Origin of the sequence: Dactylosporangium sp. NPDC051541, from assembly GCF_044454505.1 — a bacterium.
Classification (GTDB): domain Bacteria; phylum Actinomycetota; class Actinomycetes; order Mycobacteriales; family Micromonosporaceae; genus Dactylosporangium.
Genome location: NZ_JBITDU010000005.1, coordinates 257,409 through 281,810, shown reverse-complemented (window position 1 = coordinate 281,810; position 24,402 = coordinate 257,409). Strand labels below are relative to the sequence as shown.

The window sequence follows — 24,402 nt, the reverse complement described above, 5'->3', positions numbered from 1 at the left end:
ACCGGTTACCGCCGTTCCGAGCGCAGGCTGTACCAGACGTAGGGGCCGACCACCAGGGCCACCCCGAGGAGCAGGACCGTGGCGATGGTGGCGCCCCGGTCGTAGAAGCCGCCGTCGAACGTGGTGAACCACATGTACAGCGACGGGGTGTCGATGCGCAGGTTGCCCTGGTCGAGGGCGTAGAGCAGGTCGAAGGTCTTCAGCGAGATGTGGATCATGATCAGCAGGGCGCTGAACGTGACCGGGCGCAGGGCCGGGCGCACCACGTGCCAGAAGATCTGGGTCTCGCTGGCCCCGTCCATGCGGGCCGACTCGCGCAGGGTGTCGTTGACGCCGCGCATACCGGCCAGGAAGAGCGCCATGACGTACCCCGACAGCGCCCACCCGGCCGGGAGCGCGACGGCGGCGATGGCCCAGATCGAGTCGGACTTGTGCCAGTCGCTGCGCAGGAACCCGAGCCCGACGTCGGCCAGCAGCTTGTTGAGCCCGGCGGTGTCGGGGCCGGAGCCGTTGTCGAGCAGCCAGCGCCAGACGATGGCGGTGGCGATGAACGAGATCGCCATCGGGAACAGGAACACCCCGCGCAGGAAGCCCTCGCCGCGCACGCCCCGGTCCAGCAGCATCGCCATGAAGAACCCGAGCAGCAGCGCGCCCGTCACGAACACGAACGTGAAGACGACGAGGTTGCGCATGTCGGCCCGGAAGCGCTCATCACGCAGCAGCGCGGTGTAGTTGTCCAGGCCGACGAAGTGGTATTTGGGGGAGAGCCCGCGCCAGTTCGTGAACGAGACGCGCACGTTCCAGCCCAGGAACCCGTAGACGAACACACCGATGAGGATCAGCGAGGGGGAGACCAGCACCAGGCCGGGCAGCCAGCGGGGCCCGCGCTGCTTGCGCGGCCGGCGCTGCTTCGGCCGGAAGTCGGGCCGTTGCGGCTCGGAGGAGTGCCGGGCCCGGTGGACAACCTGCTGGCTCATTGGGTCTCCCGGTACTGCGCGTCGACGGTCCGGGCGAACTTGCCCTGGTCGCCGTCCTGCACGAACAGGCCAAGGGCCGAGTCGATCTCCGCGTTGTACGCGTTGTTCGCCACCACGCCGTGTGCGAGGGACCCGACGATCCGGGTCTTCGGGTCGCGCCACTGCTGCAGCGCCCAGGCCAGGTAGTCCTTGTAGAGGCCGGCGTCGGCGTCGGTGCGCGCCGGTATCGAGCCCTTCAACGGGTTGAACAGGTTCTGCCCGGCCGTCGAGCCGCACTCGATCAGCCACTGCTTGGCCAGGTCGGGGCGGCGGGCCCCGGTCGGCAGCGTGAACGTGTCGGACAGGAAGTCATACACGCCGTCGCTGCCGGGGGAGGCGGCCACGCTGTAGCCGCTCTGCCAGCGCAGGCCCTTCGTCTGCTCGAGGTAGCTGGAGGACCAGTCGCCCATCACCGCGTAGACGGCCGAGCCCGACACCACCCGGTCGAGCTGCGGCTGCCAGTCACCGGCGGCGGACTTGACGTCGGACACGGCGAGCACCTTGGCGTAGGTGTCGAGGGCGGCCGACACGTCCGGCGAGAGCCAGCTGATCTGCCCCGCGAACAGCTTGTCGTACTTGTCCGCGCCGAGCTCACCGAGCAGCACGGTCTCCAGGAGGTGCTTCTGCGTCCACTCCGGGCCGACCGCGAGCGCGACCTTGCCCTTGGCCTTGATCTGCTCGGCCTGCTGCAGGAACTCCGCCCACGTCTTCGGCGGCCCGGCGAGCCCCAGGTCCTGGATCGTCTTCGGGAGGTACCACATCAGGTTGGCTCTGTGGATGTTGACCGGCACCGCGTAGATCTTGTCGTCGATCGTGAGGTTCTCCACCAGGCCTTTCGGGAAGACCTTGGCCCAGCCCTGCTGCCGGTAGAGGTCGGTCAGGTCCTCGACCTTGCCGGAGCGCACGTCGTCGAGCAGTTCGAGCCCGGCGTGGCGCTGGTAGGAGTCCGGCGGATCGTTGGCCAGCAGGCGGCTGGCGAGGATCGCCTTGGCGTTGGAGCCGGCGCCGCCGGAGACGGCCGCGTTGACGAACCGCACGCCCGGGTTGGTGCCCTCGAAGGACTTGGCCATGGCGGCCAGGCCCTCTTCCTCACCCGGCCCGGTCCACCAGGAGTACACCTCGAGCTGGTCGTTACTCGCGCCCCGCACCGCGAACATCGACAGCCCGCAGATCAGCGAGACCACGAGAATGGCCAGGATCGCGACACGACCCTTCCACACGCCAAACCCCTCCTGAGATTGCTCCTCCAGGACGCGGCGCGGCGACTCCTTCGGCGGGGCGGCGCACGCATGACCGTGGGGACGGTATGCGCGTATGTAGTGCTTGTTGATTGCACCTTGAGCTGCTACCCAGCGTCGATCGGTCACTTACGGGCGCCGAACGGGGGAGCTTTTATCACGGCGTGATGGAAATGTGGCCGACCGTGTTGTCTGATGATTTCCCGCAGGTCAGGCGCCGGTTATGGGAGCGCTACCAATTTGGTTGTTCACAGGGCGGTGCCGGTTCGTTAATGTGGCGGCGGGTGCAACAACTACCGACACCTCGGAGGCGAGCGTGCCGCACGAGAGTTCCCCGGTCAGTCTCCTGCACGACCCGCAGAGCCCCGTCGCCATCCGATTCCAGGGCGAGATCGACGCGTCCTGGGCCGCCGCGGCCCAGCACCGCCTCGTCGAAGCCCTCCTGGACCACCGGCCCGACCCGATCGTGATCGACCTGCGGGGGGCGACCCGCCTCGACCCGCGCGTGGTCGGGGCCATCCTCGCCACCATCGACGCCGCCGACGACCTCGACGTGCCGGTCCAGGTGCTCCTGGGCGCCGCCGACCCGACCGGCGGCCTGCTGGCCACCGCCGTGCTGTGAACCCGGGTCCTCCCACGGCGTCCCGCGACGCCGGATATCTGCTAACAATATCGGCATGAATCGACTCGGGTGGGCGGCGGTCACGGCCGCGGCGGTGGTGCTGGTGTGTGGCGGCGGACCCTTCGCCGTGGGCTTCCCGCAGCGCTCGTCGTTCCTGGCCGACCAGGAGCGGCAGGCCTGCTCGCTGTTCGCGCAGTCGTCGCCGTTCGGCGAGGTCAGCAGCTGCATCGATCTGGGCCGCCGCACGCCGCCGCTGTCCGGGCCCGGCCACGTGTTCCTGCTGCTGGAGACCGTGCAGGGGCCGACCGTCGTGCGGATCGACTACTCCGGGACCGACAAGCAGCAGTTCACCGCGACCGCGGTCGAGGTGCCCACGTTCGAGTCGCCGGGCATCTCCCACGAGACCAGCGAGCGGCTGAAGACCGGCATGGACTCCCGCGGCGGCGTCAAGAGCACCCCCTGGACGGTGTACCCGGTGCCCGCCCGGTAGGGCGGAGTAGGGCTACCCCTACCGCGAGGACGCCAGCCGCCGGGCGTGCTCCGGGGCCGCCGGACACGGTTTCATCGACGCATGACCGAAGCACGGGGTGCGGCCGGGGACGTCGTGTCACTCGACGGGGTACAGAAGCGGTTCGGCGGTGTCGTCGCGCTCGACTCGGTGACGCTGGGATTCGCACGGGGCACGTTCACGGCCGTGATGGGGCCGTCCGGGTCCGGCAAGTCGACACTGCTGCAGACGGCCGCCGGGCTCGAGCGGCCGACCGCCGGCGCCGTCCGGGTCGGCGACATCGACCTGGGCACGCTCAACGAGACCGGGCTGACGCTGCTGCGCCGGGACCGGATCGGCTTCGTGTTCCAGTCTTTCAACCTGCTCTCGTCGCTGACCGCGGAGCAGAACGTGGCCCTGCCGCTGCGCCTGGCCGGGCGCCGGCCGGCCCGCCGCGACGTGCGGGCCGTGCTGGCGGCCGTCGGGCTGGCCGACCGGGCCCGGCACCGCCCGGCTGAGCTCTCCGGCGGCCAGCAGCAGCGGGTCGCGATCGCCCGGGCCATCATCACCCGGCCCGACGTGCTCTTCGCCGACGAGCCGACCGGCGCCCTGGACTCGCGGACCGGCCGCGAGGTCCTGGCCCTGCTGCGGTCCATGGTGGACACCCAGGGTCAGACCGTCGTCATGGTCACCCACGACCCGTTCGCCGCCTCCCACGCCGACCGGGTCGTGTTCCTGGGCGACGGCCGCGTGGTCGCCGAGATGCGGGCCCCGACCCCGCAGGCCGTGGCCGAGCGGATGACCGCCCTGGAGACCGCCTTCGACACGACGCTGGGAGTGTGACGGCCGTGTTCGGTATCGCGCTGCAGACGGCCCGGGCCCGCTGGACCTCCTTCGCGGGCGTCTTCATCGCCGTGGGGCTCGGCGTCACCCTGCTGGCCACCACGGGGCTCACGCTCGCCTCCAGCGTCGGCGGCGACCGCCACCCGATCTGGTACGACACCGCCGACGTCGTCGTCGCCGGCCCCAACACGATCACGGTCCGGGTCGCCCCGGGGACCGAGGACGAGTACACGAGCACCACCGCGACGCCGCGCTCCCAGCCGCTCCCGGCCGACCTCGCGGCCAGGCTGCCGGGCGCGATCGCCGACCGCTGGCTGCCCGGCAACGCCCACCCCTGGGCCACGGCGGCGCTGCACGGGCTGCCCGCCGACGCCGGCCCGCGCACCGATGACGAGGTCGTCGTCGCCGGCGGCGGCTACCGGCCGGGTCAGCGGCTCGTGCTGCTGGGCCGCGAGTTCACGGTGGCCCGGATCGTCGGCGGCCCCGAGGCCGTGTACCTCACCGACGCCGTCGCCGCCCAGCTGAGCGACGGCCGCGTCGACGCCCTCGCCGTGCGGGGCCTGACCGCGGAGCAGGTGCGGGCCGCGGTCGGCGCCGGGCCGCGGGTGCTGACCGGCGACGGGCGGGCCGAGGCCGAGGTCCAGGGCGACGCCGACCTGCTGGCCGTGGCCGCGTCGATCATGGGTACGACGGCCGGGGTGGCCGCGTTCGTGGCCGTGTTCGTCGTCGCCGGCACGTTCGCGTTCGCCGTGCAGCAGCGGCGGCGGGAGCTCGCGCTGCTGCGGGCGGCCGGGGCCACGCCGAAGCAGGTCCGCCGGCTGGTGCTGGGGGAGGCGGTCGTCGTCGGCTCCGTCGCCGGGGTCGCCGGCTGCGCGGCCGGCCTGTGGGCGGCGCCTCCGTTCGCGCACTCCATGGCGGCCAACGGCTTCGCGCCGCCCGGGTTCACCGCCGGGTTCGTGTGGTGGCCGCTGCTGGCCGCGTTCGGCACCGGCCTGCTCGTCGCGCTCAGCGGCGCGGCGGTCGCGGCCCGGCGGGCCGGCCGGGTCCGGCCCATCGAGGCACTGCGGGAGGCGGCCGTGGAGCGGCGGGTCATGACCGCCGGGCGCTGGGTGGCGGGCCTTGCCTTCCTCGGCGGCACCGCGGCGATGCTGATCTGGGTGCCGGTGCAAGGACCGGAAGGCATCGCATTGGTACTGCTCGACGCCCTGCTCGCCATTACGTCCGTGGCGATGTTCGCCCCGCTGCTCGCCCCCGGCGCCGCCTGGCTGGCCGGTCGCCCGCTCCCCGGGGTGACGGCCGCACTGGCCCGCGACGGCGCCCGCACGGCCGTGCGCCGCACCGCGTCGACGGTCGCCCCGATCTTCATCACCGTCGGCATCGCCGCGTCCACGCTCACCGTCACGGCCACGATCTACCAGGCCGAGACCGACGCGGCCGCCGCCCGCCTGAGCGCGACCGGCGTCGTCGTCGACCCGGTCGGTGTGCCCGGCGGCGGTGTGCCGGTGGCCAACGGCCTGGTGTACGTCAACGCCGACGAGACTCCGGAGCAGTTCAACGCGGTCTTCGCCGGCCCCGGCCTGAGCCGGGCGATGCGGCTGAACGCCGAGCCGGCCGAGGGCACCGTCGTCGTCGGCCACGGCCTCGCGGCGGCCATGCACTGGCAGACCGGCGGCCCGGCCGACTTCTGGCTCAGCGACTCGACCCCGGTGCACCTGCGCGTCGCCGGCGTGCTGGACCCGTCGATCGACCTCGACGACTCGCTGCTGCTGCCGTGGTCGCTCGGCCCCGGCCACCCCGACGCCGTCCTGCTCACCGGCGCGGCCACCGCGGCGCCGGGCACGGTGCTGACGCCGGCCGAGTACTTCGCCGGCCTCGAGTCCGGCCAGCGCCGCATGAACGACCTGTCACTGCTCACGGTGCTGGGGATGGCGCTGCTGTACACGACGATCGCCATCGCCAACACGCTGGTCATGGCCACCGCCGACCGCGGCCGCGACCTGGCCGTCCTGCGCCTGGCCGGCACCACGCCCCGCCAGGTCCTCGGCATGATCGGCCTGGAGGCGCTGCTGGGCGCGGCGGCCGGCCTGATCCTGGCCGCGGTCGTCACCGGCGCGATGCTGCTGACGATGGTGCCGAACCTGCGCACGTACGGCGCGTCGGTGACGCCGGCCGTGCCCTGGGAGCAGGTGCTGGGCGTCGCGGGGGTGTGCACGGTGGTCGCCCTGGTCGCCGCGCTGATCCCGGCCGCGCTCGCCCTGCGCACCCCGGCGGCGCGGATGGCCGCGATCCGCGAGTGAGGTGGTTGCGCGGTGGAGTATTCTTACGACATATGCGTGACTGCGCATGAGTCGGGGGAGTGGAAGGGCCGCTGGTCATGGGCAACAGCGACACCGGGCGTCACGAACCGCACGATCACGACCATGAGCACGAGCACGGTGGGCACTCGGGGCACAGCCACGGCGTGTCGGCCGACGCCGACCGCCGCTGGCTCACCCTGGCCCTGACCCTGATCGGCGTGTTCATGGCCGGCGAGGTCGTCGTCGGCTTGATCGCCCGGTCCCTGGCCCTGCTCTCCGACGCCGCGCACATGCTCACCGACGCCGGGGCGATCGCGCTCGCGCTGGTGGCCATGCGGCTCGCGGCCCGGCCGCCGAAGGGCGGATACACCTTCGGCCTGAAGCGCGCCGAGATCTTGTCGGCCCAGGCCAACGGCCTCACGATGATCCTGCTCGGGATCTGGCTGGCGGTCGAGGCGGTGCGCCGGCTCATCGACCCGCCCGCGGTCGCCGGTGGCCTCGTCCTCGTCACCGCCCTGGCCGGCATCGTCGTCAACGTGGCCGCGGCCTGGGCGATGTCCAGGGCCAACCGCTCCAGCCTCAACGTCGAGGGCGCGTTCCAGCACGTCCTCAACGACCTGTTCGCGTTCGTCGCGGCCGCCGTGGCCGGCGGGATCATCCTGCTGACCGGCTTCAGCCGCGCCGACCCCATCGCCACCCTGGTCGTGGTGGCGCTGATGTTCAAGGCCGGCTACGGGCTCATCAGGGCCTCCGGGCGGATCTTCCTGGAGGCGGCCCCCACCGGCATCGACCCGCCCGCGCTGGGGGCGCAGCTGGCGGCGGTACCGGACGTGGTCGAGGTCCACGACCTGCACGTCTGGGAGATCACATCGGGCCAGCCGGCGATGTCCGCCCACGTCCTCGTCGCCGCCGGCCGCGACTGCCACGCCGTGCGCGCCGTGATCCAGTCGATGCTGCGCCGGCAGTACCGCATCACGCACACCACCCTCCAGGTCGACCACGCCGACACCAGCCCGGCCGCCGCCCCGCCCGGCCACGACCTGCTCCTGGACGACCCCCACTGCGAGGACTCCCACGGCGAGTCCTACCGGCCCGCGGCCGCGACACCTCCGAACCGCCGGTCCTGAGGACGCCCGCCGTCACCCTGACCTACGCGTAGTACTGCACGACGCAGAACTCGTTGCTCTCCGGGTCGGCCATGACGAGCACGGCGCCCTCGGCGTAGTCGTGCCGTTCGCCGGTCCACCGCCCACCCAGCGCCTCGACGCCGCCCACCGCCTCGTCGACGTCCGCGACGGCGACGTCGAGGTGCAGGCGCGTCTTGCCGACCTTGGGCTCGGGCACCGGCTGGAACGTCAGCACCGGAAAGCCGTCGGCGACGATGACGCGCCGCCAGCCGGGCAGGGACTCCGTCACCCGCCCTCCGAGCACCGCGGCCCAGAACTCGGCCAGCCGCCGCGGATCCCGGCAGTCGATCGTGACGCCGGCGAGCCGGCCCAGTGTCCCCACGACACGAAACATAGCGTTGCCGGAGCGGCTCCGAGACCGGGGGCCCAGCCGTCGGCGCCGATGTGCAAGACCGGCCACCTGATCAACGGTCGAGGACGACGGCCGCGCGGACCAGTGGCCCCAACGCGGTCGGGCACCGGCTCGGCGCTCGGGCCGAACGTTGCCGCATCGCCGAGGCTGCGGGTGCGCGCTTGTCCGCCCAATGACTTCGCCGTGTCGCCGATGCTGCTCGCGGCCCCCGAAGAGCACAGCAGCGCACGTTAGTCCAAACAGCTGGTGGAAATGGCGCGGCTCGGATGTGTCCTGCTTTCGTGCGAGGTTCGCCGGTGGCCGACCCCGGCGGCCCGAGCGTGGTGGCGGGGATCGGGAGGGGGTGTGGGTGGAGGCGAAGTCTCCCTCACGAATCAGGAAAAACAGTAAGGAGGGGCGTAAGCGGGTCGATTGGGCGGTCGGGTGCAGTTCGAAGGGGGCCGAGTGCTGCTGCGCGCCTATGCCGCGATCGGTGTAGTGCTGGGTGTCGTCTACTTCGTGACGCCCGACTCGCCGCTGCGTACCGTGCTCTGGGCCGCCATCGCCTTCTCGTCCGTCGTCGCCATCGTCACCGGGATCGCGGTGCACCGGCCGGCGCGGCCGTTGCCGTGGTGGATCGCGGCGGCCGGGCTCGGGTCGTACAGTGTCGGCGAGTGCCTGTTCTACTGGCCGCAGCTCGTCGACGGACAGCCCGCACCGTCGCTGGGCATCGCCGACGCGTTCTATCTGGTGCTGTATCCGTGCCTGGCCGGGTCGCTGGCGATCCTGGTCCGGCGGCAGAATCCGGGCGGCGACCGGGCCGCGGTGCTCGACGGCACCATCGTGACAATCGGCTTCGCGCTACTGACCTGGGTCTTCCTGATCGAGCCGTACCTCACGGTGCCGACGATCACGATCCCCGAGCGGGTCCAGGCGGTCGCCTATCCGTTCGGTGACGTGCTGGTGCTCGCGGTGATGGCCCGGCTCGGCGGGGGGCGGACCGGCCGCGGCGCTCCACTGCGCCTGTTGTTCGCGGGTCTCACCTGTCTGCTGGTCTCGGACACCGTCTACACCTGGCAGTCGCTGCGGGGCGACTTCCACGCCGGGAGCTGGGTGGACGCGTCCTGGGGCGCGTTCTACCTGTGCGTCGGGTGTGCCGCGCTGCATCCGGCGATGCGCACCGTCGACGAGCGGCTTCCGGCGGCCCCGCCGCGGCTGTCCAGCGGGCGGGTCGCCGTGCTCCTGGCCGTCGCCGCGCTGCTCATCCCGGTCGTCATCACCATCAAGTCGGCCGCCTCCACCGAGCTCGCCGTTTTTCTGACCGCTTCCTGTGTACTGTTCGTGCTCGTTCTGGTGCGCCTGGCCGACGTCGTGAACGTCCTGCGCGAGGTCCAGCGGCAGCGCGCGGAGGGGCGTTTCCAGCGGCTCACCGAGCAGGTCACCGATCTGGTGTCGATCTGCCGGCCGGACGGCGTGATCCAGTATGTGACGCCGTCGATCGAGTCGCTGGTGGGCCTGACCGCCGCGGACGTCGAGGGGCGGTCGCTGCTCGAGCTGGTACACCCGGATGATCGTGACCGCGTGCGGCTCCTGCTGGCCACCCGCGACGGGGACGGCCTGGTCGGTCCGGTCGAGTGCCGGTTGCGGCGGGCCGACGAGCGGTACGTGATCACCGAGACCACGGGGCGGGCGGTCGACGACGGCGACGGCCGCGGCTACCTGCTCACCACCCGCGACATCACCGAGCGCAAGGTGCTCGAGGACCAGCTCACCCACCAGGCGTTCCACGACGGGCTGACGGGGCTGGCGAACCGGGCCCTCCTGGCCGACCGCATCCATCACGCGCTGGAGCGGCGGGGCACACCGTACCGCCACATCGCCCTGCTCATCGTCGACCTGGACGACTTCAAGACGGTGAACGACTCGCTGGGCCGGGCCGCCGGGGACGCGCTGCTGCGCACCACCGCCGACCGGCTGCGTTCGTGCCTGCGCTCGGCCGACACCGCGGCCCGCCTCGGCGGCGACGAGTTCGCGATGCTGCTCGAGCACCTCGACGACGCGGCCGAGGCGGCGCGGGTGGCCGAGCGGGTCCTGAGCGCCGTGCGCCGGCCGATCAGCGTCGGCGGCCGGGAGATCCAGCCGCAGGCCAGCGTCGGGATCGCGCTGCCCGACCCGGACCGCCCGCCGGACGCCGACGAACTGCTGCGCAACGCCGACGTCGCCATGCACATGGCCAAGCGCCAGGGCCGCAACCGGTTCGCCTACTTCGCCCCGAGCATGCAGGCCGGGCTGCTGGAGAAGCTGGACCTGGCCGAGGACCTGCGGGGCGCGATCGAACGGCACGAGCTCGTCGTGTACTACCAGCCGTTCGTCGATTTACGGGACGGCTCGATCACCGGGGCCGAGGCCCTCGTGCGCTGGAACCATCCGACGAAGGGGCTCATCCCGCCGGACCGGTTCATCCCGCTCGCCGAGGAGACGGGGCTGATCCTGCCGCTCGGCTACGAGGTGCTCGGGATCGCGTGCCGGGCCGCCGCCGCCCTCGACAAGAAGATCAGCGTCAACCTGTCACCGCGTCAGGTGCAGGACCCGGCGGTCACCCTGTACGTCCAGCAGACCCTCCGGCACAGCGGGCTGGACCCGGACCGGCTCACCCTCGAGATCACGGAGTCGCTGCTGAGCGAGGACGCCGAGGTCGCCGCCAGCCGCCTCGCCGAGCTCAAGGCGCTCGGGGTGCGGTTGGCCGTCGACGACTTCGGCACCGGGTACTCCTCCCTGTCCCGCCTCCACGCCTTCCCGATCGACATCCTGAAGATCCCGAAGCCGTTCGTCGACGGCGTCGCCCGCGGACCCGAGCACTCGGCCCTGGCCCGGGCCATCCTCGACCTGGCTCAGGCCCTCGACCTGCAGGTGGTGGCCGAGGGCATCGAGGACGCGGCCCAGGCGCGCGAACTCGCCCGCCTGGGCTGCCCGGTCGGCCAGGGCTTCCACTTCTCCCGCCCGGTGCCGGAGCGGGAGTTCGGGGAGCTGCTGGCCCGCGGCGCGTTCGCCCTGGTCTCGTAGCCGTTTGCTCGTCAGCCGGCGGTGCACGTCACGGCCGGGGCGCCGCTCGTGCCGTTGCCGATGAAGCCGTACGTCGCGGACGCGCTCGGGGCCAGGGCGCCGTTCCAGTTCACGTTCGTCCCGGTCACCACGGACCCGGACTGGGTGACGGTGGCGTTCCAGGCCTGGCTGATCGTCGCGCCGCCGGTGAAGGTGAACCGGGTCGTCCAGCCCTTGATGGCCGCCGTACCGGTGTTGCGTACCGTGACCTCGCCCTGGAACCCGCCCGGCCACTGGTTGGTCAGCGTGTAGGTCGCGGTGCAGCCACCGGTCCCGGTGCCGGCCGAGCGTGACGGCGACGGCGACGTGCTCCTGGACGGGGTCGGGCTGATCGTGGGGATCACGCCACTCAGCATGTTGGCCAGGGGCGGGTACCAGCGGGCGGCCATCTTCTGGATGCCGGAGTCGTTCGGGTGCACCCCGTCGCCGGTGTCGGTCGCGGTGTTGAAGCCGGTCCACTGGTCCACGACGACGATCGGCGACGCGGACGTCGACTTGCCGGCCGCCCACCCCGGGATCGCCGCGTTGAGGTTCACGACTCGCTGCGCGCACTCCGGGCACGTCGACGGGTTCATCGGGATGATCTGCGCGACCAGGACGCGCATCGAGGGGTTGCTGGCCCGCATCTGGTCGACCAGCTTCGAGTAGGCCGCGAGGATCGTGTCGGTGCTCCGGTTGCTCCACACGTCGTTGGTCCCGAAGTGCATGAGCACCACGTCCGGGAGGGTCGCGGCGAGCCAGCCGGGCAGCTGGTTCTGGTCGGCCACCGCGGTCACCAGCGCGCCGCCGTGCCCTTCGCCGTCGCCGTCATACGGGACCGCACACCCCTGCGGCGCCTGCGTGCCGACAAAATCGATATTGGTGTACCCGTTCGCCTGCAGCTGCTGCCACAGCAGCGCCCGCCAGCAGCCGGGTGAGCCGGTGATCGAGTCGCCGAGCGGCATGATCCGCACCGGCGCCGCCGCCACGGCCGACCCGGGCCGGGCAAGGGCGATCGACCCGGCCAGCAGGGCCGCCACCGCCGCGATCGTGGACACCAGACGCCATCGCATGGCCGGATTAGAGCAAGCGCTTCGATACAGCTCAATGGCGCATCCTGCCACCGGTCCGGCGACCTCCTGCTACGGCAGGAGGTGCGGTGAAAGGTTCACACGGATCGTGTCCGGCATGACCGCTCCTGTTGTTGCTCCACTGCGGCTGGCCTGGCGCGGCAGCGCGCCGCTCACGGCCCTGGCCGTCCTCATGGCCGGGCTCCTCGCGGTGTGCGCGGTGGGCCTGGCCGTCGACGATCGCACCGTCCTCGGCCAGCCCGTCTGGCTCAAACCGGCGAAGTTCGCCGCCTCCTTCGTGATCTACGCGCTGACCCTGGCCTGGCTCCTGGCCCGGCTCCGGCGCGGCCGCCGCTGGGCCCGGTGGGCGGCCACGGCCGTCGCCGTGATCTCGGTCCTCGAGGTGGCGATCGTGGCGTTCCAGGCCGCCCGCGGCCGCCCGAGCCACTTCAACGAGGCCACGCCGCTCGACGCCGCCCTCTGGCAGAGCATGGGCCTGATGATCATGGTGTTGTGGGCCGGCACCCTGCTCATCACCATCGCCCTGTGGCGCGACCCGCCGACGGATCGGGCTCTCGCCTGGGGTGTGCGCCTCGGGCTCGTGCTCCTGCTCCTGGGCCTCCTCGAAGGGCTTTTCATGGTGGTACCGACACGGGCCCAGCTGGACCTCGACGCCCACGGCGCCGAGACCCTGATGGGCGCCCACGCGGTCGGAGTGGCCGACGGCGGCCCGGGCCTGCCGCTGGTCGGCTGGAGCACGACCGGCGGGGACCTGCGCATCGGCCACTTCGTCGGCATCCACGCGCTGCAGGCGACGATCCTGGCCGCGATGCTGCTCGGCCGCCTGGTCGCCGACCCCGGCCGCCGCACCCGCCTGACGTTCGTCTTCGCCGGCGCCTACGCGGGCCTGCTCGCCCTGGTCACCTGGCAGGCGCTGCGCGGACAGCCGCTGCTGGACCCGGACCGGGCCACCCTGATCGCGCTGGCCGCCCTGGTCGCGGCGGCCGCGGGGGCCACCGCGCTCGCCTGGCGCCGTTAGGCTTCACAGATGCTGTCAGGCGACACAGGCCTCGTCGGCGCAGACGCGGTCGGCCGGCGGCGGCTCTGGTTAGGGCGGCTGTTCGAGGAGCGGTACACGGCCGTCCGGCTGCATCTCGTCGCGCTCTGCGGTGTGGGCTACCTGCTGCTCACCCCCGAGGGCCGCTCGATGTCCACAGTGGACCACTGGGTGGCCGTGGCCGTCCTGATCGCCTGCCTCCCGGCGATCAGGTGGCCCCTGGCATCGGTAGCGGCGCTGGCCGTCATCTCGTCGGCCGGCTGGTTCGCGGGCGCCGACAACGACACCATGCCCACGGTGGCGACGGCGTGGGTGCTGTTCGAGCTCGGCGCCCGCCGCCGGGGTCGCCAGGTGCCGGCCGGGCTGCTCCTCGGCATCGCCGGCACCGTCCTGTCCGACCTCGACGAGCTGCTGACCACGCCGTTGACCGTGCTCTTCGGCTCCCTGACGGTGACCGTGACGCCGCTGCTGTTCGGGCTGCAGGTTCGGGCTCTCGGGGACCGCGGCCGGGAGGTGGCCGAGCGGGCCGCCGCCGACGTGGCCCGGGCCCGCGCCGACGAGCGCACCGCCATCGCCCGTGAGCTGCACGACCTCGTCGCCCACCACGTCGCCTCGATCGTGCTGCGGGTCGGGGTGGCCCGCAACGTGCTGCCCCTGGAGGACCCCCGCGTGCGGCAGGTGCTCGACGACGTCCACGACACCGGCGCCGGCGCCCTGGCCGACCTGCGCCGCCTCGTCGCCGTGCTCCGGGAGCCGGGCGCCCCGCCACCGGTCGCGCTGGTCGACCCGGACGCGCTGCCGGTCGCGCTGGCCGCCGCCGTGGACCGCGGCCGCCAGGTCGGGCTCGCGGTCGCGGCCGACATCGACCCGGCCGTCGCGGGGCTCGAGGCGCGCACGGCCCTCGCGTTGCTGCGGATGACGCAGGAGGGCCTCGCGAACGCCGCCCGCCACGGGGGCGAGGCGCCGGTCGCGACCCTGCGCATCCACCGGGCCGCCGACCGCGTCGAGTTCGACCTGCACAACACCGGCGCCCGGGCCGGGACCGGCACCGGGGGCGTCGGGCTGATCGGACTGCGGGAGCGGGTCGACGGGCTCGGCGGTGCGCTCGAGGCGGGGCCGGAAGGCGCCGGCTGGCGGCTGCGCGCGTGGGTGCCCGCATGATCAGGGTGCTGCTCGTCGACGACCAGCGGCTGGTCCGGGCCGGGCTGCGGATGCTCTGCGAGTCCGTCGACGACCTCGAGGTCGTGGGGGAGGCGGCCGATGGGGCCGCCGCCGTCCGGCTCGCCGAGCAGCTGCGGCCCGACGTGGTGCTCATGGACCTGCGCATGCCCGGCGTCGACGGGACCACCGCGACCGCGCGGATCCTCGCCTCCCGGCCGTCGGCGCGGGTCGTGGTGCTCACGACGTTCGACGACGACGACCACCTGTACCCGGCCCTGAGCGCCGGGGCCTGCGGGTTCCTGGTCAAGGACGCGGCACCGGCCGAGCTGCTCGACGGCGTGCGGCGGGCCGCGGCCGGGGACAGCCCGTTCACGCCCGCGGTGCTGCGCCGCCTGGTCGAGCGGGCGGTCCTGGCGGCCACGACACCGCTGGTGGAGCCCATGACGGCGGCGGTGCCGGGCCTGACCGGCCGGGAGCGGGAGGTGCTCGCCCTCGTCGGCGAGGGGCTGTCCAACCCGGAGATCGCGGGCCGTCTCGGGCTGGCCGTGACGACCGTGAAGACGCACGTGGCCAACCTGATGATCAAGACCGGAAGTGCCAACCGGGTACAGCTCGCGGTCTATGCGGCGCGCTTGTGACATCCTCGTACGCGAATGTGTTTTTACGGGGAGGAATCATGTCGCAGCCGGGTCCGCCATATGAGCACTACCAGGTCTCGCCGCTCGGCGAGGAGTACACGGGGCAGTACAACCCGCAGCCGCAGCACCCCGCGCCCCAGCACTCCGCGCCCCCGTACGCCAACCAGCCCTACTCGGCCCCGCCCCAGCAGGCCTACCAGCCGCATTACGCCCAGCCCCAGCCGCCCCAGCCGCCCGCGCAGCCGCCGCGGCGCAACGGCAGCCTGATCGTGCTGCTGGCCAGCCTCGGCGTCCTCGCGGTCGTGGCGGTCGCGGTGGTGATCGTCGTGCTGGTCCAGAAGCGGGATGACCCGGCGGGCGAGCCGAAGGGCCAGGGTCCGGCCGCGACGACCGGCGCCGCGGCCACCACCGGCGCCCCCGCCAGCGCCGCCCCGGCCCAGGTCGGCCCGGTCGACCCGTGCCTGATCGGCAACTGGAAGCAGACGACCTACAGCTCCGAGATCGACCTGAGCAGCATCACCCTCGACGGCAAGAAGCTCGGCGACGTCAAGGTCAGCGGCGACGGGCGGACCTGGAAGATCGCCGTCGACGGCAAGGCCACCGAGGACTTCAGCAAGGCCGTGTACCGGGGCAAGACGGACACCGGCAAGGCCGTCGAAGTGTCCTTCACCGGCAAGAACGAGTGGGACCTCAAGACCGCCAACAACCAGATCCTCTTCACCTCGACCGGCAGCACGGTGTCCATGACCGTCAAGATCGAGGGTGCCAACCCGCTGACCGACACCGTCGCGCCGCACAACAACCCGCAGCCCTACGAGTGCTCGAAGAACTCCTGGACCGCGAAGTCCCTGACCGACGAGAACGCCGCGACGGTGTACACCCGGGCCGACTGACCCGGATTCGCGTCAGCCGATCCGGTCGAGGAGTTTCGCGAGGTCGGCCGGGCGGCTGAACATCGGCCAGTGCCCGGTCGGCAGCTCGTGGATGCGGTATTCGCGGCGGTCGAGCCCGGCGAAGAACGGGTGGCCGGCCGCGATCATCCCCTCCACGTCGGCCTTCGTGAACGTGGAGACGACCAGGTCGGTTGGCGGCTGCTCGGGCTGCTCGAGGTGCAGCTTCGCGGCCACGGTGGCCTGAGGGTGCGGGGTGGCCCGCTCCCGGATCCACGCCGAGCGCCCCTCCAGGCCGGCGAAGAGCACCGGGTCGTCGGCCGGGTCGAACGAGGGCGGCGGCACGTCGGCCGGGGTGGGACCGTCCGGGTCCGGCCCGCCGCTGAAGTCGGCCTGCGCGGTGCCGTCCGGGACCGGACCGCTGTCCACGTACACCACCCGCGTCACCCGATCCCCGAGCCGCTCGACGGCCCCGCGGACCGGGAAGCAGCCGTAGCTGTGCGCGACAAGCGTGACCGCGCCCCGGTCGCCGGCCGCGGCCACCACGTCGCCGATGTGCGATTCGAGCGTCGCCGACCCGGCCTCGGCGGCCCGCTCGGCCAGCCCGCCCAGCGTCACCGCCGTCACGTCGTGCCCGCCCGCCCGCAGCGGCTCCGCCACCGCGTCCCACGCCCACGCGCCGAGCCACATGCCGGGCACCAGGATGAAGTTCGTCATGCCACCGACGCTAAAGTCGAATCCGGGCAGATCCGGCCCTGATTCGTCACGGCATTGGAGTGGCCCGTGTCACAGTCCACCGGCCGGGTCCTCGCGCTGCTGGAGGTCCTCCAGGCCCAGCCCGGCCTGACCGGCCCGCAGCTGGCCGAGCGGCTCGGCATCGACGAGCGCACCGTGCGCCGCTACGCCGCCGCCCTGGCCGACCTGGGCCTGCCGGTGTCGGCCGACCGCGGACGCTACGGCGGCTACCGGCTCGCCCCCGGCTACCGCCTGCCGCCGCTCATGCTCGGCGACGACGAGGCCGTCGCCGTCGTCCTGGGCCTGCTCGCCGCCGAACGACTCGGTCTCGGCGTCGGCACCGCGGCCCGCGCGTCGGCCCTGGCGAAGATCGAGCGGGTCCTCCCGGCCGCCCTGCGCGAACGGGTCCGGGCCGTCCGCGAGACCCTCGGCTTCACCCAGCCGGCGAGGGCGAGCGGCCTGTTCGACGTCCAGCACCTCCTGGCCATCGGCGAGGCGGTCCGCGACAACCACCGGGTCGGCCTGGCCTACCGCAACTGGCGCGGCGAGGCGACGACCCGCGACTTCGACCCCTACGGCGTCGTGTTCCACAACGCCCGCTGGTACACGACCGGCTTCGACCACCGCAGCGGCGAGGTGCGCACCCTGCGCCTGGACCGCATCGCCACCGTCACCGCGACCGCGGAGCACTTCGAACCGCCGTCGTCCTTCGACCCGGCCGCGCACGTGGTCGACGCCCTGGCCGCGGTCCCGTACCGGCACGAGGTCGAGGTCCTCCTGCACGCTCCCGCCACCGAGGTCCGCCGCCGCGTCCCCCCGACCGCCGGCACCGTGACCGAGGCCGAGGGCGGCCGGGCCCGCCTGATCTGCCGGGCCGAACACCTCGGCGGCATGGCCCGGATGCTGGCCGGCCTCGGCTGGGACTTCACCGTCGTCCGCCCGCCCGACCTGCGCGAGGAGGTCGCGGATCTCGGACGCCATCTGGTGGAGCTCAGTGCAGGACCGCACCGTCCGGCAGATCCCACAGCCGGGCCGCACCCGTGAGGGGAGTGCTCGCGGCCGGCAATACCCGCACGCGCTGATACGTCAGGATGCGCGCGAGCGCCGCCCGCAACAGCGGCCACAGCGCCGGCCGCCCCAGCGCGATCGCACCGCCGACCGCCACCGCATCCAGCCCCGCCGCGAGTGCGAAGTTCGCGATGCCCAGGGCCAGGGACTCGGCGTACGACGCCCAGAACCGCTGACCCTCGACCTCGTCGACGTCCGCGACCGACTCGAGGGGCCGCCCCAGGCGCCGGCGCAACGCGTCACCGCCGGTCAGCGTCTGCAGGCATCCGATCTGCCCGCAGTCACACCGCCGGTCGTTGCCGGCCACGAGCTGATGCCCCGCCTCCGTGGTCAGCCACACGCCGCCCAGCCGCAGCGCCGCCCCGACCCCGGTGGACAGCGTGAGGTAGCCGCAGCGTTGGAACTGTTCCAGCGCCCCGCCCGTCGCCTCGCCCAGCAGCCCGCAGGTGGCGTCGTGCGCGACCCGCACCGGAACACCGAGCCGCGCGGACAGGTCCGCACCGAGGTGGCGGCCCTCGTAGTCGCGCAGGTTCAGCGCCACCCGGACCTCGCCCGCCGCGGTGACCCGGCCACCGAACGAGACGCCGACGGGCTCTGTAACACGCGGCAATGCCGCGGCGAGACATTCGAGCTGGCGGTCGTAGTCGCCGAGCGTGCGGAAGCGGGCGCCGGTCGAGACCCGCGTCCAGGTGCCACCGATGTCCAAAGAAATCGACATGTTTCAGTGTAGAGCTATGTCGATATATGTGGGAATCTGGTTCGTGGTTCACCCCACCGCCATGGAGGACCACACATGCGACCACGTCCAACCCTGCTCGCCGCCGCCCTCGTCCTCGTCGCCGCACAGCTCGTCAGCCCCGGCGCCGCGGCCGCCGCGACCACCGTCACGATCAACGGGACCGCCGCCGGGCGCACGTTCGACGGCGTCGGCGCCATCTCCGGGGGCGGCGGCAACAGCCGCCTGCTGTACGACTACCCGGAGCCGCAGCGCGGCCAGATCCTCGACTACCTGTTCAAACCCGGCTACGGCGCCGCCATGCAGCTGATGAAGGTCGAGGTCGGCGGCGACACCAACTCGACCAGCGGGGCCGAGCCCAGCCACCAGCACACCGCCACCGACCTCAACTGCGACCGCGGCTACGAGTGGTGGCTGGCCGAGCAGGCCCGGGCCCGCAACCCGCGGATCAAGCTGTACGCCCTCGCCTGGGGCGCGCCGGGCTGGATCGGCAACGGCAACTTCTGGTCCGACGACATGATCAATTACTACGTGAAGTTCCTGGACTGCGCGAAGAACAGCCACGGGCTGACGTTCGACTACATCGGCGGCTGGAACGAGCGCGGCTACGACAAGGGCTGGTACGAGCGGCTCAAGGCGTCCCTCACCAGCCACGGCTACGGCAACGTGCAGGTCGTCGCCGACGACACCAGCTGGGACCCGGCCAACGACGTGGTCAGCGATCCGGCATTCGCGGCCGCCGTGGACGTGCTCGGCTCGCACTATGTGTGCGGGTATCGCGGGTCGCAGTCGAGCTGTCCCAGCAGTACCAATGCGATCAACAGCGGCAAGAAGGTCTGGGCGAGCGAGAACGGCTCCGACGACTACAACCTGGGGGCCGTCGCCCTCGCCCGCGGCATCAACCGCGGCTACCTCGACGGGAAGATGACCGCGTACATCAACTGGCCGGTCATCGCCGCGATCACGCCCAACATCCCGTTCCCGACGATGGGGGTCGCCCTGGCCGCGCAGCCGTGGTCGGGCAACTACTCGATCGGCAAGAACACGTGGGTGATGGCGCACACGACGCAGTTCACGGCCCCGGGCTGGCGCTACCTCGACTCGGCCTCCGGGTATCTCGGCGGCAACCGGGCCAACGGCTCGTACGTGACCATGCGCGACCCGGGCAGCGGCAACTACAGCGTCGTCATCGAGACCATGGACGCGACCGCGGCCCAGCCGTTCACCGCGACCGTCACCGGCGGGCTGTCCACCGGCGCGGTCCACGTGTGGTCGACGCTGTTGTCGAGCGCGAACCAGGCCGACTACTTCGCGAAGGGCGCCGATGTCACACCGGTCAACGGGACGTATTCGGTGACACTGCAGCCGGGCCGGGTCTACACCCTCAGCACGACCACCGGCCAGGGCAAGGGCACCGCGACGTCCCCGGCCGCCGGCTCCCTCGCCCTGCCGTACTCGGACAACTTCAACGGCTACGCGATCGGCCGGGAGGCCAAGTACCTGGCCGACATGCAGGGCGCGTTCGAGATCGCGCAGTGCGGCGGGACGACGTGCGTACGCCAGATGTCGCCGCGGGCCCCGATCACCTGGGACACCCTCAGCGACCCCTACGCGCTGCTCGGTGACCTCGGCTGGAGCAATTACAGGGTGTCGACCGACGTGCTCCTCGAACAGGCCGGCTACGTCGAGGTGATCGGCCGCGCCGGCACCCAGCACGCCTTCGGGCCGGCGGGCCTCAACGCGTACTACTTCCGGCTCGCCAACACCGGTGCCTGGAGCGTGCTGCGCAATGACGTCAACAACACCATGACGACCCTGCGCAGCGGGACGGTGGCCGCCCCCGGGACGGGGACCTGGCACAACATTGCGCTCACGATGTCTGGAACCACCATCACCGCCCAGGTCGACGGCACGACGGTGGCGACGCTGACCGACTCGGCCTGGTACACCGGCCAGGTCGGCATCGGCACCAGCCAGGGCGAGACCGCGCAGTTCGACAACCTGTCCGTCACCGCCGTCGCCGGCCCGCCCCCGCCGGTCAGCGGCCAGCTGGTCGGCGCCCAGTCCGGCCGCTGCCTCGACGTGCCGAACCAGTCGACGACCAATGGCACCCAGGTCGAGATCTGGGACTGCAACGGGGGCGGCAACCAGCAGTGGACCCAAACTGCGGGAACGCTGCGGGTGTACTCCACCAAGTGCCTCGACGTCCTGAACGGCGCGACCACAGCCGGTGCACCGGTGGCGATCTGGGACTGCAACGGCGGGGCCAACCAGCAGTGGACCGTCGGCTCCGACGGCACGATCAAGGGCGTCCAGTCCGGGCTCTGCCTCGACGTCACCGGCCAGGGCACCGCGAACGGCACCCTGGTCGAGCTCTGGACCTGCAACGGCGGCGCCAACCAGCGCTGGACGCGATAACTCCTACGGCCGGGGCGCCTTCGCGGGCGCCCCGGTCAGGAAATCGGCCACGAGGTTCGTGAAGCGCGGCCGGCCCAGGCAGGGTTCGTTGTGGCTCGCGCCCGCCAGCACGTGCGTCCGCGCGTCGGGCATCGCGGCGGCCAGCTTCGCGTTCATCTCCCGGTAGTAGGCCCCGCTCTTGCCCCCGGCGACGAGCAGCGTCCGCGCGGTGACGCCCGCGTAGTCCGCACCCGTCGTCGGGGTCGCCCCGATCTCCTCGGTCTCCAGCATCGTGCCCGGCAGGAGCTCGCCCATCATCTTGCCGACCGGCGTCTTCAGGAACAGCCGGCAGACCGCCACCCGCACCCCGAACGGCAGCCCGCTGAGGTTCAGCCCGCCGCTCATCACGGCCAGGGCCCGCGGGATGTCGCCGGCGTCGACGTACGCCCGCATCCGCGGGATGTAGGCCGTCGGGAACACGTTGTCCACGTTGACGGTCCCGTCGTACAGGATGATGTTGTCGAACTGCAGCTCCAGCGCGGCCCGCATGACGACGAGCCCGCCGAAGCTGTGCCCGAGCACGCTGCGGGCCCCGGTCCGCTCCAGCACCGCGGCCAGGTCGGCGATCTCGTCGTCGACCGTGTATCCGGGCGGCCGCGGCCCGGCGTCCTCCCGCCCGCGCCGGTTGTACAGATGCACGTTCACCCGCCCGGCCAGCCGCTTGGCCAGCGGCTCGTAGTACCGCTTCGTGATAGCCCCGCCGTGCACCACCACCAGATCCATGGCACCTCCCGTATCTGCGAACAGCGTTTGCAGTTTTAGAGTAATGCCATGGGGACACGAGGTCCAGTGCCAGGCTTCAGCCGGGAGCAGATCGTGACGGTGGCCATAGCCCTGGCCGACACCGACGGCCTGCCCGCCGTCTCGATGCGCGCGATAGCGGCGAAGCTCGCCACCGGCGCCGGCTCCCTGTACCGCTACTTCCCCTCCCGCGACGCCCTGCTGGACCAGATGGCCGATGCGGTCATCGCCGAGATCCCGCCGTTCCCGGCCGCCGCCGACCCGATCGACGCCCTGATCCGGGTGGCCCGCCGCCAGCTGACCGTCTACAAGCGACACGCCTGGCTGATGGAGGCGATCCAGCACGTCAAGGCCCTCGGCCCCAACGGCCTGACCTACTTCGATCACTGCCTGGGCGTCCTGGCCCCGGTCAAGGCCACGACAACGGCCAAGTTCGAAGCGGTGGCCATGATCACCGGCGTGGTGACGATGTTCGCCCGCCCCCAGCCCGAGGGCCTCTCCTTCGCCACCGCCGACCTGAGCCGCTACCCCAACCTGGCCGCCGCCATCCAGGAAGCGTCCTCCGGAGCCCTCACACCCCCGGAGGACGTCCCCGACCTCTTCGAGCGAACGATCCGCAGCCTCCTCAGCGGCCTGCTCGGACTCTAGCTAGCGGCGGGCCCACCGCTGGGCGCCGGTGGAGTTGCACTGGTAGAGCTGGACCAGGGTGCCGTTCGCGGTGCCGCTGCCGTTGACGTCGACGCACTTGCCGGAGCCGGCGCCGACGATGGTGCCGTCGGTGTTGAAGGTGAACTTCTGGGCGCTGGTGTTGTTGCAGTCCCAGATCTGGACCTTGGTGCCGTTCGCGGTGCCGTTGGCGTTGATGTCGAGGCACTTGGTGCCATACAGGCGCAGCTCGCCGGCGGCGGTGCGGGTCCAGGACTGGTTCGTGCCGGTGTGGCAGTCCCAGATGTGGACCTGGGTGCCGTTGGCGGTGCCGGCGCCGGACGCGTCGAGGCAGCGGCCGGACTGGGGGTTCGTCACGTTCGCGGCGGTGCCGGTCGGGATCACGCCGCCGCCCTGGAGACTGGCAGGGACGGACTGCAGGGCGGAGTACCACCGCGCGCCCATCTTGTCGTATCCGGCGGCGTTCGGGTGCACGCCGTCGGCCAGGTCGGCGGTGGTGATGGCACTGTGCATGTCGACCAGGTGGGTCTTGCTCCCCTTCTGGGCGACGATGCCGGGTATCGCGGCGTTGTAGGTCTGCACGCGGGCCTCGTTCGTCGCGTTGCTCTCCGGGGTGATCTGGGCGACGAAGAGCTCGACGTTCGGGTCGTTCGCCCGGATCTTGTCGATCAGCGCGGACAGGCGGGCCGGGGCGTTGGCGACGTCGTAGTTCTGGTTGATGTCGTTGGTGCCGATGTGCAGCAGGATGGTGCGCGGCGCGGAGGCCTGCAGCCAGCCGACGATGTTGGCGTCGAGCTGGTCGATGCGCCAGCCGGAGTGGCCCTCGTGGTCGTGGTCGCCGAGGTTCGACGGGCCGTTGAAGCCGGAGCCGACGAAGTCGACCGTGTAGCCGCCGGCGGCGAGGCGCTGCCAGAGGTTGACGCGGTAGCCGCCGGGCACGTTGTAGCCGTCGGTGATCGAGTCGCCGAGGGGCATCACCTTGACGCCGCCGTTGGACTCGGCGTACGCGGGCGTGGCGGCGCCCAGCGCGGCGATGATCATGGCGGTGATCAGGCCGGCGGTGGTCAGGAGTCGTCGCACAGCGTCCTCCCTTGGATGGGGGAATGGCCTGCACGCCGCCCTGGCGGAGGCGGCGTGCAGGTGTCTCAAGGCGGTTGCCGGCCCATTGATTGTTAGCGATGTGAAAACACAACGTAAACCCGCGCGCGCCGAGCGGTCGGCCACTGCGCCGAGCGGTCAGGCGCCGGTGATCAATGTGGCTTTTCCGCCGTCGGTGCGGCGGTTTCCAACAAGCGGGGGCACACTGCACCGGTGGGTGACACGCTGACCATCGACTGTGGCGGCGGCGGGCTGAAGGCGGCCGTCGTCGACGACTCCGACGCGCTGGCCGGCGGCCCGATCCGGATCGCGACGCCATACCCGTTCTCGCCCGAGCGGTTCATCCGGGCGATGCTCGACATCGAACGGGAGCTCCCGCCGGCCGACCGGGTCACCGTCGGCCTGCCCGGCATGATCCGCCACGGCCGGGTGGTGGCCACCCCGCACTACGTCAACCGGGCCGGCCCGCACACCCCGGTCGACCCCGAGCTCTACGCGGCCTGGACCGGCTACGACGCCCGGGCCGCGCTCAACCGCGCGTTCGGCCGCCCGGTGCTGGTCCTCAACGACGCCGAGGTGCACGGGGCCGCCCTGGTCCTCGGCACCGGCCTGGAGCTGGTCATCACGCTCGGCACGGGCCTGGGCAACGCGCTCTTCGACGACGGCGTGCTCGCGCCGCACCTGGAGCTGTCACACGGCCCGATCCGGCGCAAGAAGACCTACGACACCTACATCGGCGAGATCCAGCGCCGGGAGCTCGGCAACGCCCGCTGGTCGCGGCGGGTCCGGCGGGTGGTGGACGGGCTGCGGCCGGTGTTCCGCTGGGACCGGCTCTACATCGGCGGCGGCAACGCGGCCCTCATCGACGCCGAGTCCGTCGCCCGGCTGGGCGAGGATGTGACGATCGCGCCCAACACCGCGGGTGTGCTCGGCGGGGCGCGCGCGTGGAAAATGATCGGCGCGTAACCGTACAAAACGGGCAG

General features: G+C 72.1%; 22 protein-coding genes. 14 read left to right on the top strand and 8 right to left on the bottom strand.

Going from position 1 to position 24,402, the window contains the following annotated elements; translation table 11 throughout:
• Positions 1-5: 5 nt before the first annotated feature.
• Entirely contained in the window at positions 6-977 is a 972-nt protein-coding gene (locus tag ACIA8L_RS25070; RefSeq protein WP_395908560.1) for a carbohydrate ABC transporter permease, read from the bottom strand.
• Positions 974-2,236, bottom strand: a complete 1,263-nt coding sequence (locus tag ACIA8L_RS25065) for an ABC transporter substrate-binding protein (protein WP_395908558.1) — start codon at positions 2,234-2,236, stop codon at positions 974-976. Before ACIA8L_RS25065 ends, ACIA8L_RS25070 begins: the two co-directional genes overlap by 4 nt.
• Positions 2,237-2,570: 334 nt before the next feature.
• On the opposite strand from ACIA8L_RS25065, the gene ACIA8L_RS25060 reads away from it, so the two are divergent.
• The 5 genes from ACIA8L_RS25060 to ACIA8L_RS25040 all read left to right on the top strand — a co-directional run bounded on the left by ACIA8L_RS25060 (position 2,571) and on the right by ACIA8L_RS25040 (position 7,630).
• On the top strand, positions 2,571-2,876 hold the full coding sequence (locus ACIA8L_RS25060) for an STAS domain-containing protein (RefSeq protein ID WP_395908555.1): 306 nt from the start codon (positions 2,571-2,573) through the stop codon (positions 2,874-2,876).
• 55 nt (positions 2,877-2,931) lie between these two features.
• Positions 2,932-3,366 (top strand): hypothetical protein, encoded by a 435-nt coding sequence (locus ACIA8L_RS25055; protein ID WP_395908553.1) that lies wholly within the window; start codon positions 2,932-2,934, stop codon positions 3,364-3,366.
• 81 nt (positions 3,367-3,447) lie between these two features.
• Complete coding sequence (locus tag ACIA8L_RS25050) at positions 3,448-4,206, top strand: ABC transporter ATP-binding protein (protein WP_395908551.1); 759 nt, start codon at positions 3,448-3,450, stop codon at positions 4,204-4,206.
• Positions 4,203-6,503, top strand: a complete 2,301-nt coding sequence (locus ACIA8L_RS25045; protein ID WP_395908549.1) for an FtsX-like permease family protein — start codon at positions 4,203-4,205, stop codon at positions 6,501-6,503. Before ACIA8L_RS25050 ends, ACIA8L_RS25045 begins: the two co-directional genes overlap by 4 nt.
• A gap of 77 nt (positions 6,504-6,580) precedes the next feature.
• A complete protein-coding gene (locus ACIA8L_RS25040; protein WP_395908547.1) occupies positions 6,581-7,630 on the top strand; it encodes a cation diffusion facilitator family transporter in 1,050 nt (349 codons plus the stop codon).
• Between the two features lie 22 nt (positions 7,631-7,652).
• On the opposite strand, the gene ACIA8L_RS25035 is transcribed toward ACIA8L_RS25040, so the two are convergent.
• Entirely contained in the window at positions 7,653-8,012 is a 360-nt protein-coding gene (locus ACIA8L_RS25035; protein WP_395908544.1) for a VOC family protein, read from the bottom strand.
• 474 nt (positions 8,013-8,486) lie between these two features.
• On the opposite strand from ACIA8L_RS25035, the gene ACIA8L_RS25030 reads away from it, so the two are divergent.
• Positions 8,487-11,084, top strand: a complete 2,598-nt coding sequence (locus ACIA8L_RS25030) for a putative bifunctional diguanylate cyclase/phosphodiesterase (protein WP_395908542.1) — start codon at positions 8,487-8,489, stop codon at positions 11,082-11,084.
• Between the two features lie 11 nt (positions 11,085-11,095).
• Here the strand turns inward: ACIA8L_RS25030 and ACIA8L_RS25025 are convergent, their stop codons facing one another.
• On the bottom strand, positions 11,096-12,175 hold the full coding sequence (locus ACIA8L_RS25025; RefSeq protein ID WP_395908540.1) for a cellulose binding domain-containing protein: 1,080 nt from the start codon (positions 12,173-12,175) through the stop codon (positions 11,096-11,098).
• 115 nt (positions 12,176-12,290) lie between these two features.
• Between ACIA8L_RS25025 and ACIA8L_RS25020 the strand changes: the two genes are divergently transcribed.
• Genes ACIA8L_RS25020 through ACIA8L_RS25005 form a run of 4 tightly spaced genes read left to right on the top strand, consistent with a single transcriptional unit; the run spans position 12,291 to position 15,921 of the window.
• Positions 12,291-13,211 carry a hypothetical protein gene (locus ACIA8L_RS25020; protein ID WP_395908537.1) on the top strand — a complete coding sequence of 307 codons (921 nt, stop codon included), beginning with the start codon at positions 12,291-12,293 and terminating at the stop codon, positions 13,209-13,211.
• Between the two features lie 9 nt (positions 13,212-13,220).
• A complete protein-coding gene (locus ACIA8L_RS25015) occupies positions 13,221-14,390 on the top strand; it encodes a sensor histidine kinase (RefSeq protein WP_395908535.1) in 1,170 nt (389 codons plus the stop codon).
• The gene (locus ACIA8L_RS25010) at positions 14,387-15,028 is read left to right on the top strand and encodes a response regulator (protein ID WP_395908533.1); all 642 of its coding nucleotides are present in this window, start codon (positions 14,387-14,389) and stop codon (positions 15,026-15,028) included. Before ACIA8L_RS25015 ends, ACIA8L_RS25010 begins: the two co-directional genes overlap by 4 nt.
• Before the next feature lie 38 nt (positions 15,029-15,066).
• Positions 15,067-15,921: a hypothetical protein gene (locus ACIA8L_RS25005; protein WP_395908530.1), complete on the top strand. Its 855-nt coding sequence runs from the start codon at positions 15,067-15,069 to the stop codon at positions 15,919-15,921.
• A gap of 12 nt (positions 15,922-15,933) precedes the next feature.
• On the opposite strand, the gene ACIA8L_RS25000 is transcribed toward ACIA8L_RS25005, so the two are convergent.
• Positions 15,934-16,635, bottom strand: coding sequence for an alpha/beta fold hydrolase (locus ACIA8L_RS25000; RefSeq protein WP_395908527.1), 702 nt, complete (start codon positions 16,633-16,635; stop codon positions 15,934-15,936).
• Between the two features lie 66 nt (positions 16,636-16,701).
• Here ACIA8L_RS25000 and ACIA8L_RS24995 point away from each other — a divergent pair, with 66 nt between their 5' ends.
• Positions 16,702-17,697, top strand: coding sequence for a helix-turn-helix transcriptional regulator (locus ACIA8L_RS24995; RefSeq protein ID WP_395908525.1), 996 nt, complete (start codon positions 16,702-16,704; stop codon positions 17,695-17,697).
• Here the strand turns inward: ACIA8L_RS24995 and ACIA8L_RS24990 are convergent.
• Entirely contained in the window at positions 17,645-18,439 is a 795-nt protein-coding gene (locus ACIA8L_RS24990) for an ROK family protein (RefSeq protein WP_395908523.1), read from the bottom strand. The two genes, ACIA8L_RS24995 and ACIA8L_RS24990, sit on opposite strands and share 53 nt — an antisense overlap.
• A gap of 75 nt (positions 18,440-18,514) precedes the next feature.
• On the opposite strand from ACIA8L_RS24990, the gene ACIA8L_RS24985 reads away from it, so the two are divergent.
• Positions 18,515-20,875 (top strand): ricin-type beta-trefoil lectin domain protein, encoded by a 2,361-nt coding sequence (locus ACIA8L_RS24985; RefSeq protein ID WP_395908521.1) that lies wholly within the window; start codon positions 18,515-18,517, stop codon positions 20,873-20,875.
• A 3-nt stretch (positions 20,876-20,878) separates the two neighbouring features.
• On the opposite strand, the gene ACIA8L_RS24980 is transcribed toward ACIA8L_RS24985, so the two are convergent.
• Positions 20,879-21,637 (bottom strand): alpha/beta fold hydrolase, encoded by a 759-nt coding sequence (locus tag ACIA8L_RS24980; RefSeq protein WP_395908519.1) that lies wholly within the window; start codon positions 21,635-21,637, stop codon positions 20,879-20,881.
• Between the two features lie 48 nt (positions 21,638-21,685).
• Here ACIA8L_RS24980 and ACIA8L_RS24975 point away from each other — a divergent pair, with 48 nt between their 5' ends.
• Positions 21,686-22,303, top strand: a complete 618-nt coding sequence (locus ACIA8L_RS24975; protein WP_395908516.1) for a TetR/AcrR family transcriptional regulator — start codon at positions 21,686-21,688, stop codon at positions 22,301-22,303.
• Here the strand turns inward: ACIA8L_RS24975 and ACIA8L_RS24970 are convergent, their stop codons facing one another.
• A complete protein-coding gene (locus ACIA8L_RS24970) occupies positions 22,304-23,401 on the bottom strand; it encodes an RICIN domain-containing protein (RefSeq protein WP_395908514.1) in 1,098 nt (365 codons plus the stop codon). It lies immediately after the preceding gene.
• Positions 23,402-23,632: 231 nt separating this feature from the next.
• Here ACIA8L_RS24970 and ACIA8L_RS24965 point away from each other — a divergent pair, with 231 nt between their 5' ends.
• Positions 23,633-24,385 carry an ROK family protein gene (locus ACIA8L_RS24965; RefSeq protein WP_395908512.1) on the top strand — a complete coding sequence of 251 codons (753 nt, stop codon included), beginning with the start codon at positions 23,633-23,635 and terminating at the stop codon, positions 24,383-24,385.
• Positions 24,386-24,402: the final 17 nt, after the last annotated feature.

Bases quoted from the DNA above. Each gene is read 5' to 3' on its own strand.
- ACIA8L_RS25000 (WP_395908527.1), bottom strand. From the start codon at position 16,635: ATGACGAACTTCATCCTGGTGCCCGGCATGTGGCTCGGCGCGTGGGCG.
- ACIA8L_RS24980 (WP_395908519.1), bottom strand. From the start codon at position 21,637: ATGGATCTGGTGGTGGTGCACGGCGGGGCTATCACGAAGCGGTACTAC.
- ACIA8L_RS25010 (WP_395908533.1), top strand. From the start codon at position 14,387: ATGATCAGGGTGCTGCTCGTCGACGACCAGCGGCTGGTCCGGGCCGGG.
- ACIA8L_RS25005 (WP_395908530.1), top strand. From the start codon at position 15,067: ATGTCGCAGCCGGGTCCGCCATATGAGCACTACCAGGTCTCGCCGCTC.
- ACIA8L_RS24985 (WP_395908521.1), top strand. From the start codon at position 18,515: ATGCGACCACGTCCAACCCTGCTCGCCGCCGCCCTCGTCCTCGTCGCC.
- ACIA8L_RS25015 (WP_395908535.1), top strand. From the start codon at position 13,221: ATGCTGTCAGGCGACACAGGCCTCGTCGGCGCAGACGCGGTCGGCCGG.
- ACIA8L_RS25050 (WP_395908551.1), top strand. From the start codon at position 3,448: ATGACCGAAGCACGGGGTGCGGCCGGGGACGTCGTGTCACTCGACGGG.
- ACIA8L_RS24990 (WP_395908523.1), bottom strand. From the start codon at position 18,439: ATGTCGATTTCTTTGGACATCGGTGGCACCTGGACGCGGGTCTCGACC.
- ACIA8L_RS25025 (WP_395908540.1), bottom strand. From the start codon at position 12,175: ATGCGATGGCGTCTGGTGTCCACGATCGCGGCGGTGGCGGCCCTGCTG.
- ACIA8L_RS24975 (WP_395908516.1), top strand. From the start codon at position 21,686: ATGGGGACACGAGGTCCAGTGCCAGGCTTCAGCCGGGAGCAGATCGTG.
- ACIA8L_RS25070 (WP_395908560.1), bottom strand. From the start codon at position 977: ATGAGCCAGCAGGTTGTCCACCGGGCCCGGCACTCCTCCGAGCCGCAA.
- ACIA8L_RS25055 (WP_395908553.1), top strand. From the start codon at position 2,932: ATGAATCGACTCGGGTGGGCGGCGGTCACGGCCGCGGCGGTGGTGCTG.
- ACIA8L_RS25040 (WP_395908547.1), top strand. From the start codon at position 6,581: ATGGGCAACAGCGACACCGGGCGTCACGAACCGCACGATCACGACCAT.
- ACIA8L_RS25020 (WP_395908537.1), top strand. From the start codon at position 12,291: ATGACCGCTCCTGTTGTTGCTCCACTGCGGCTGGCCTGGCGCGGCAGC.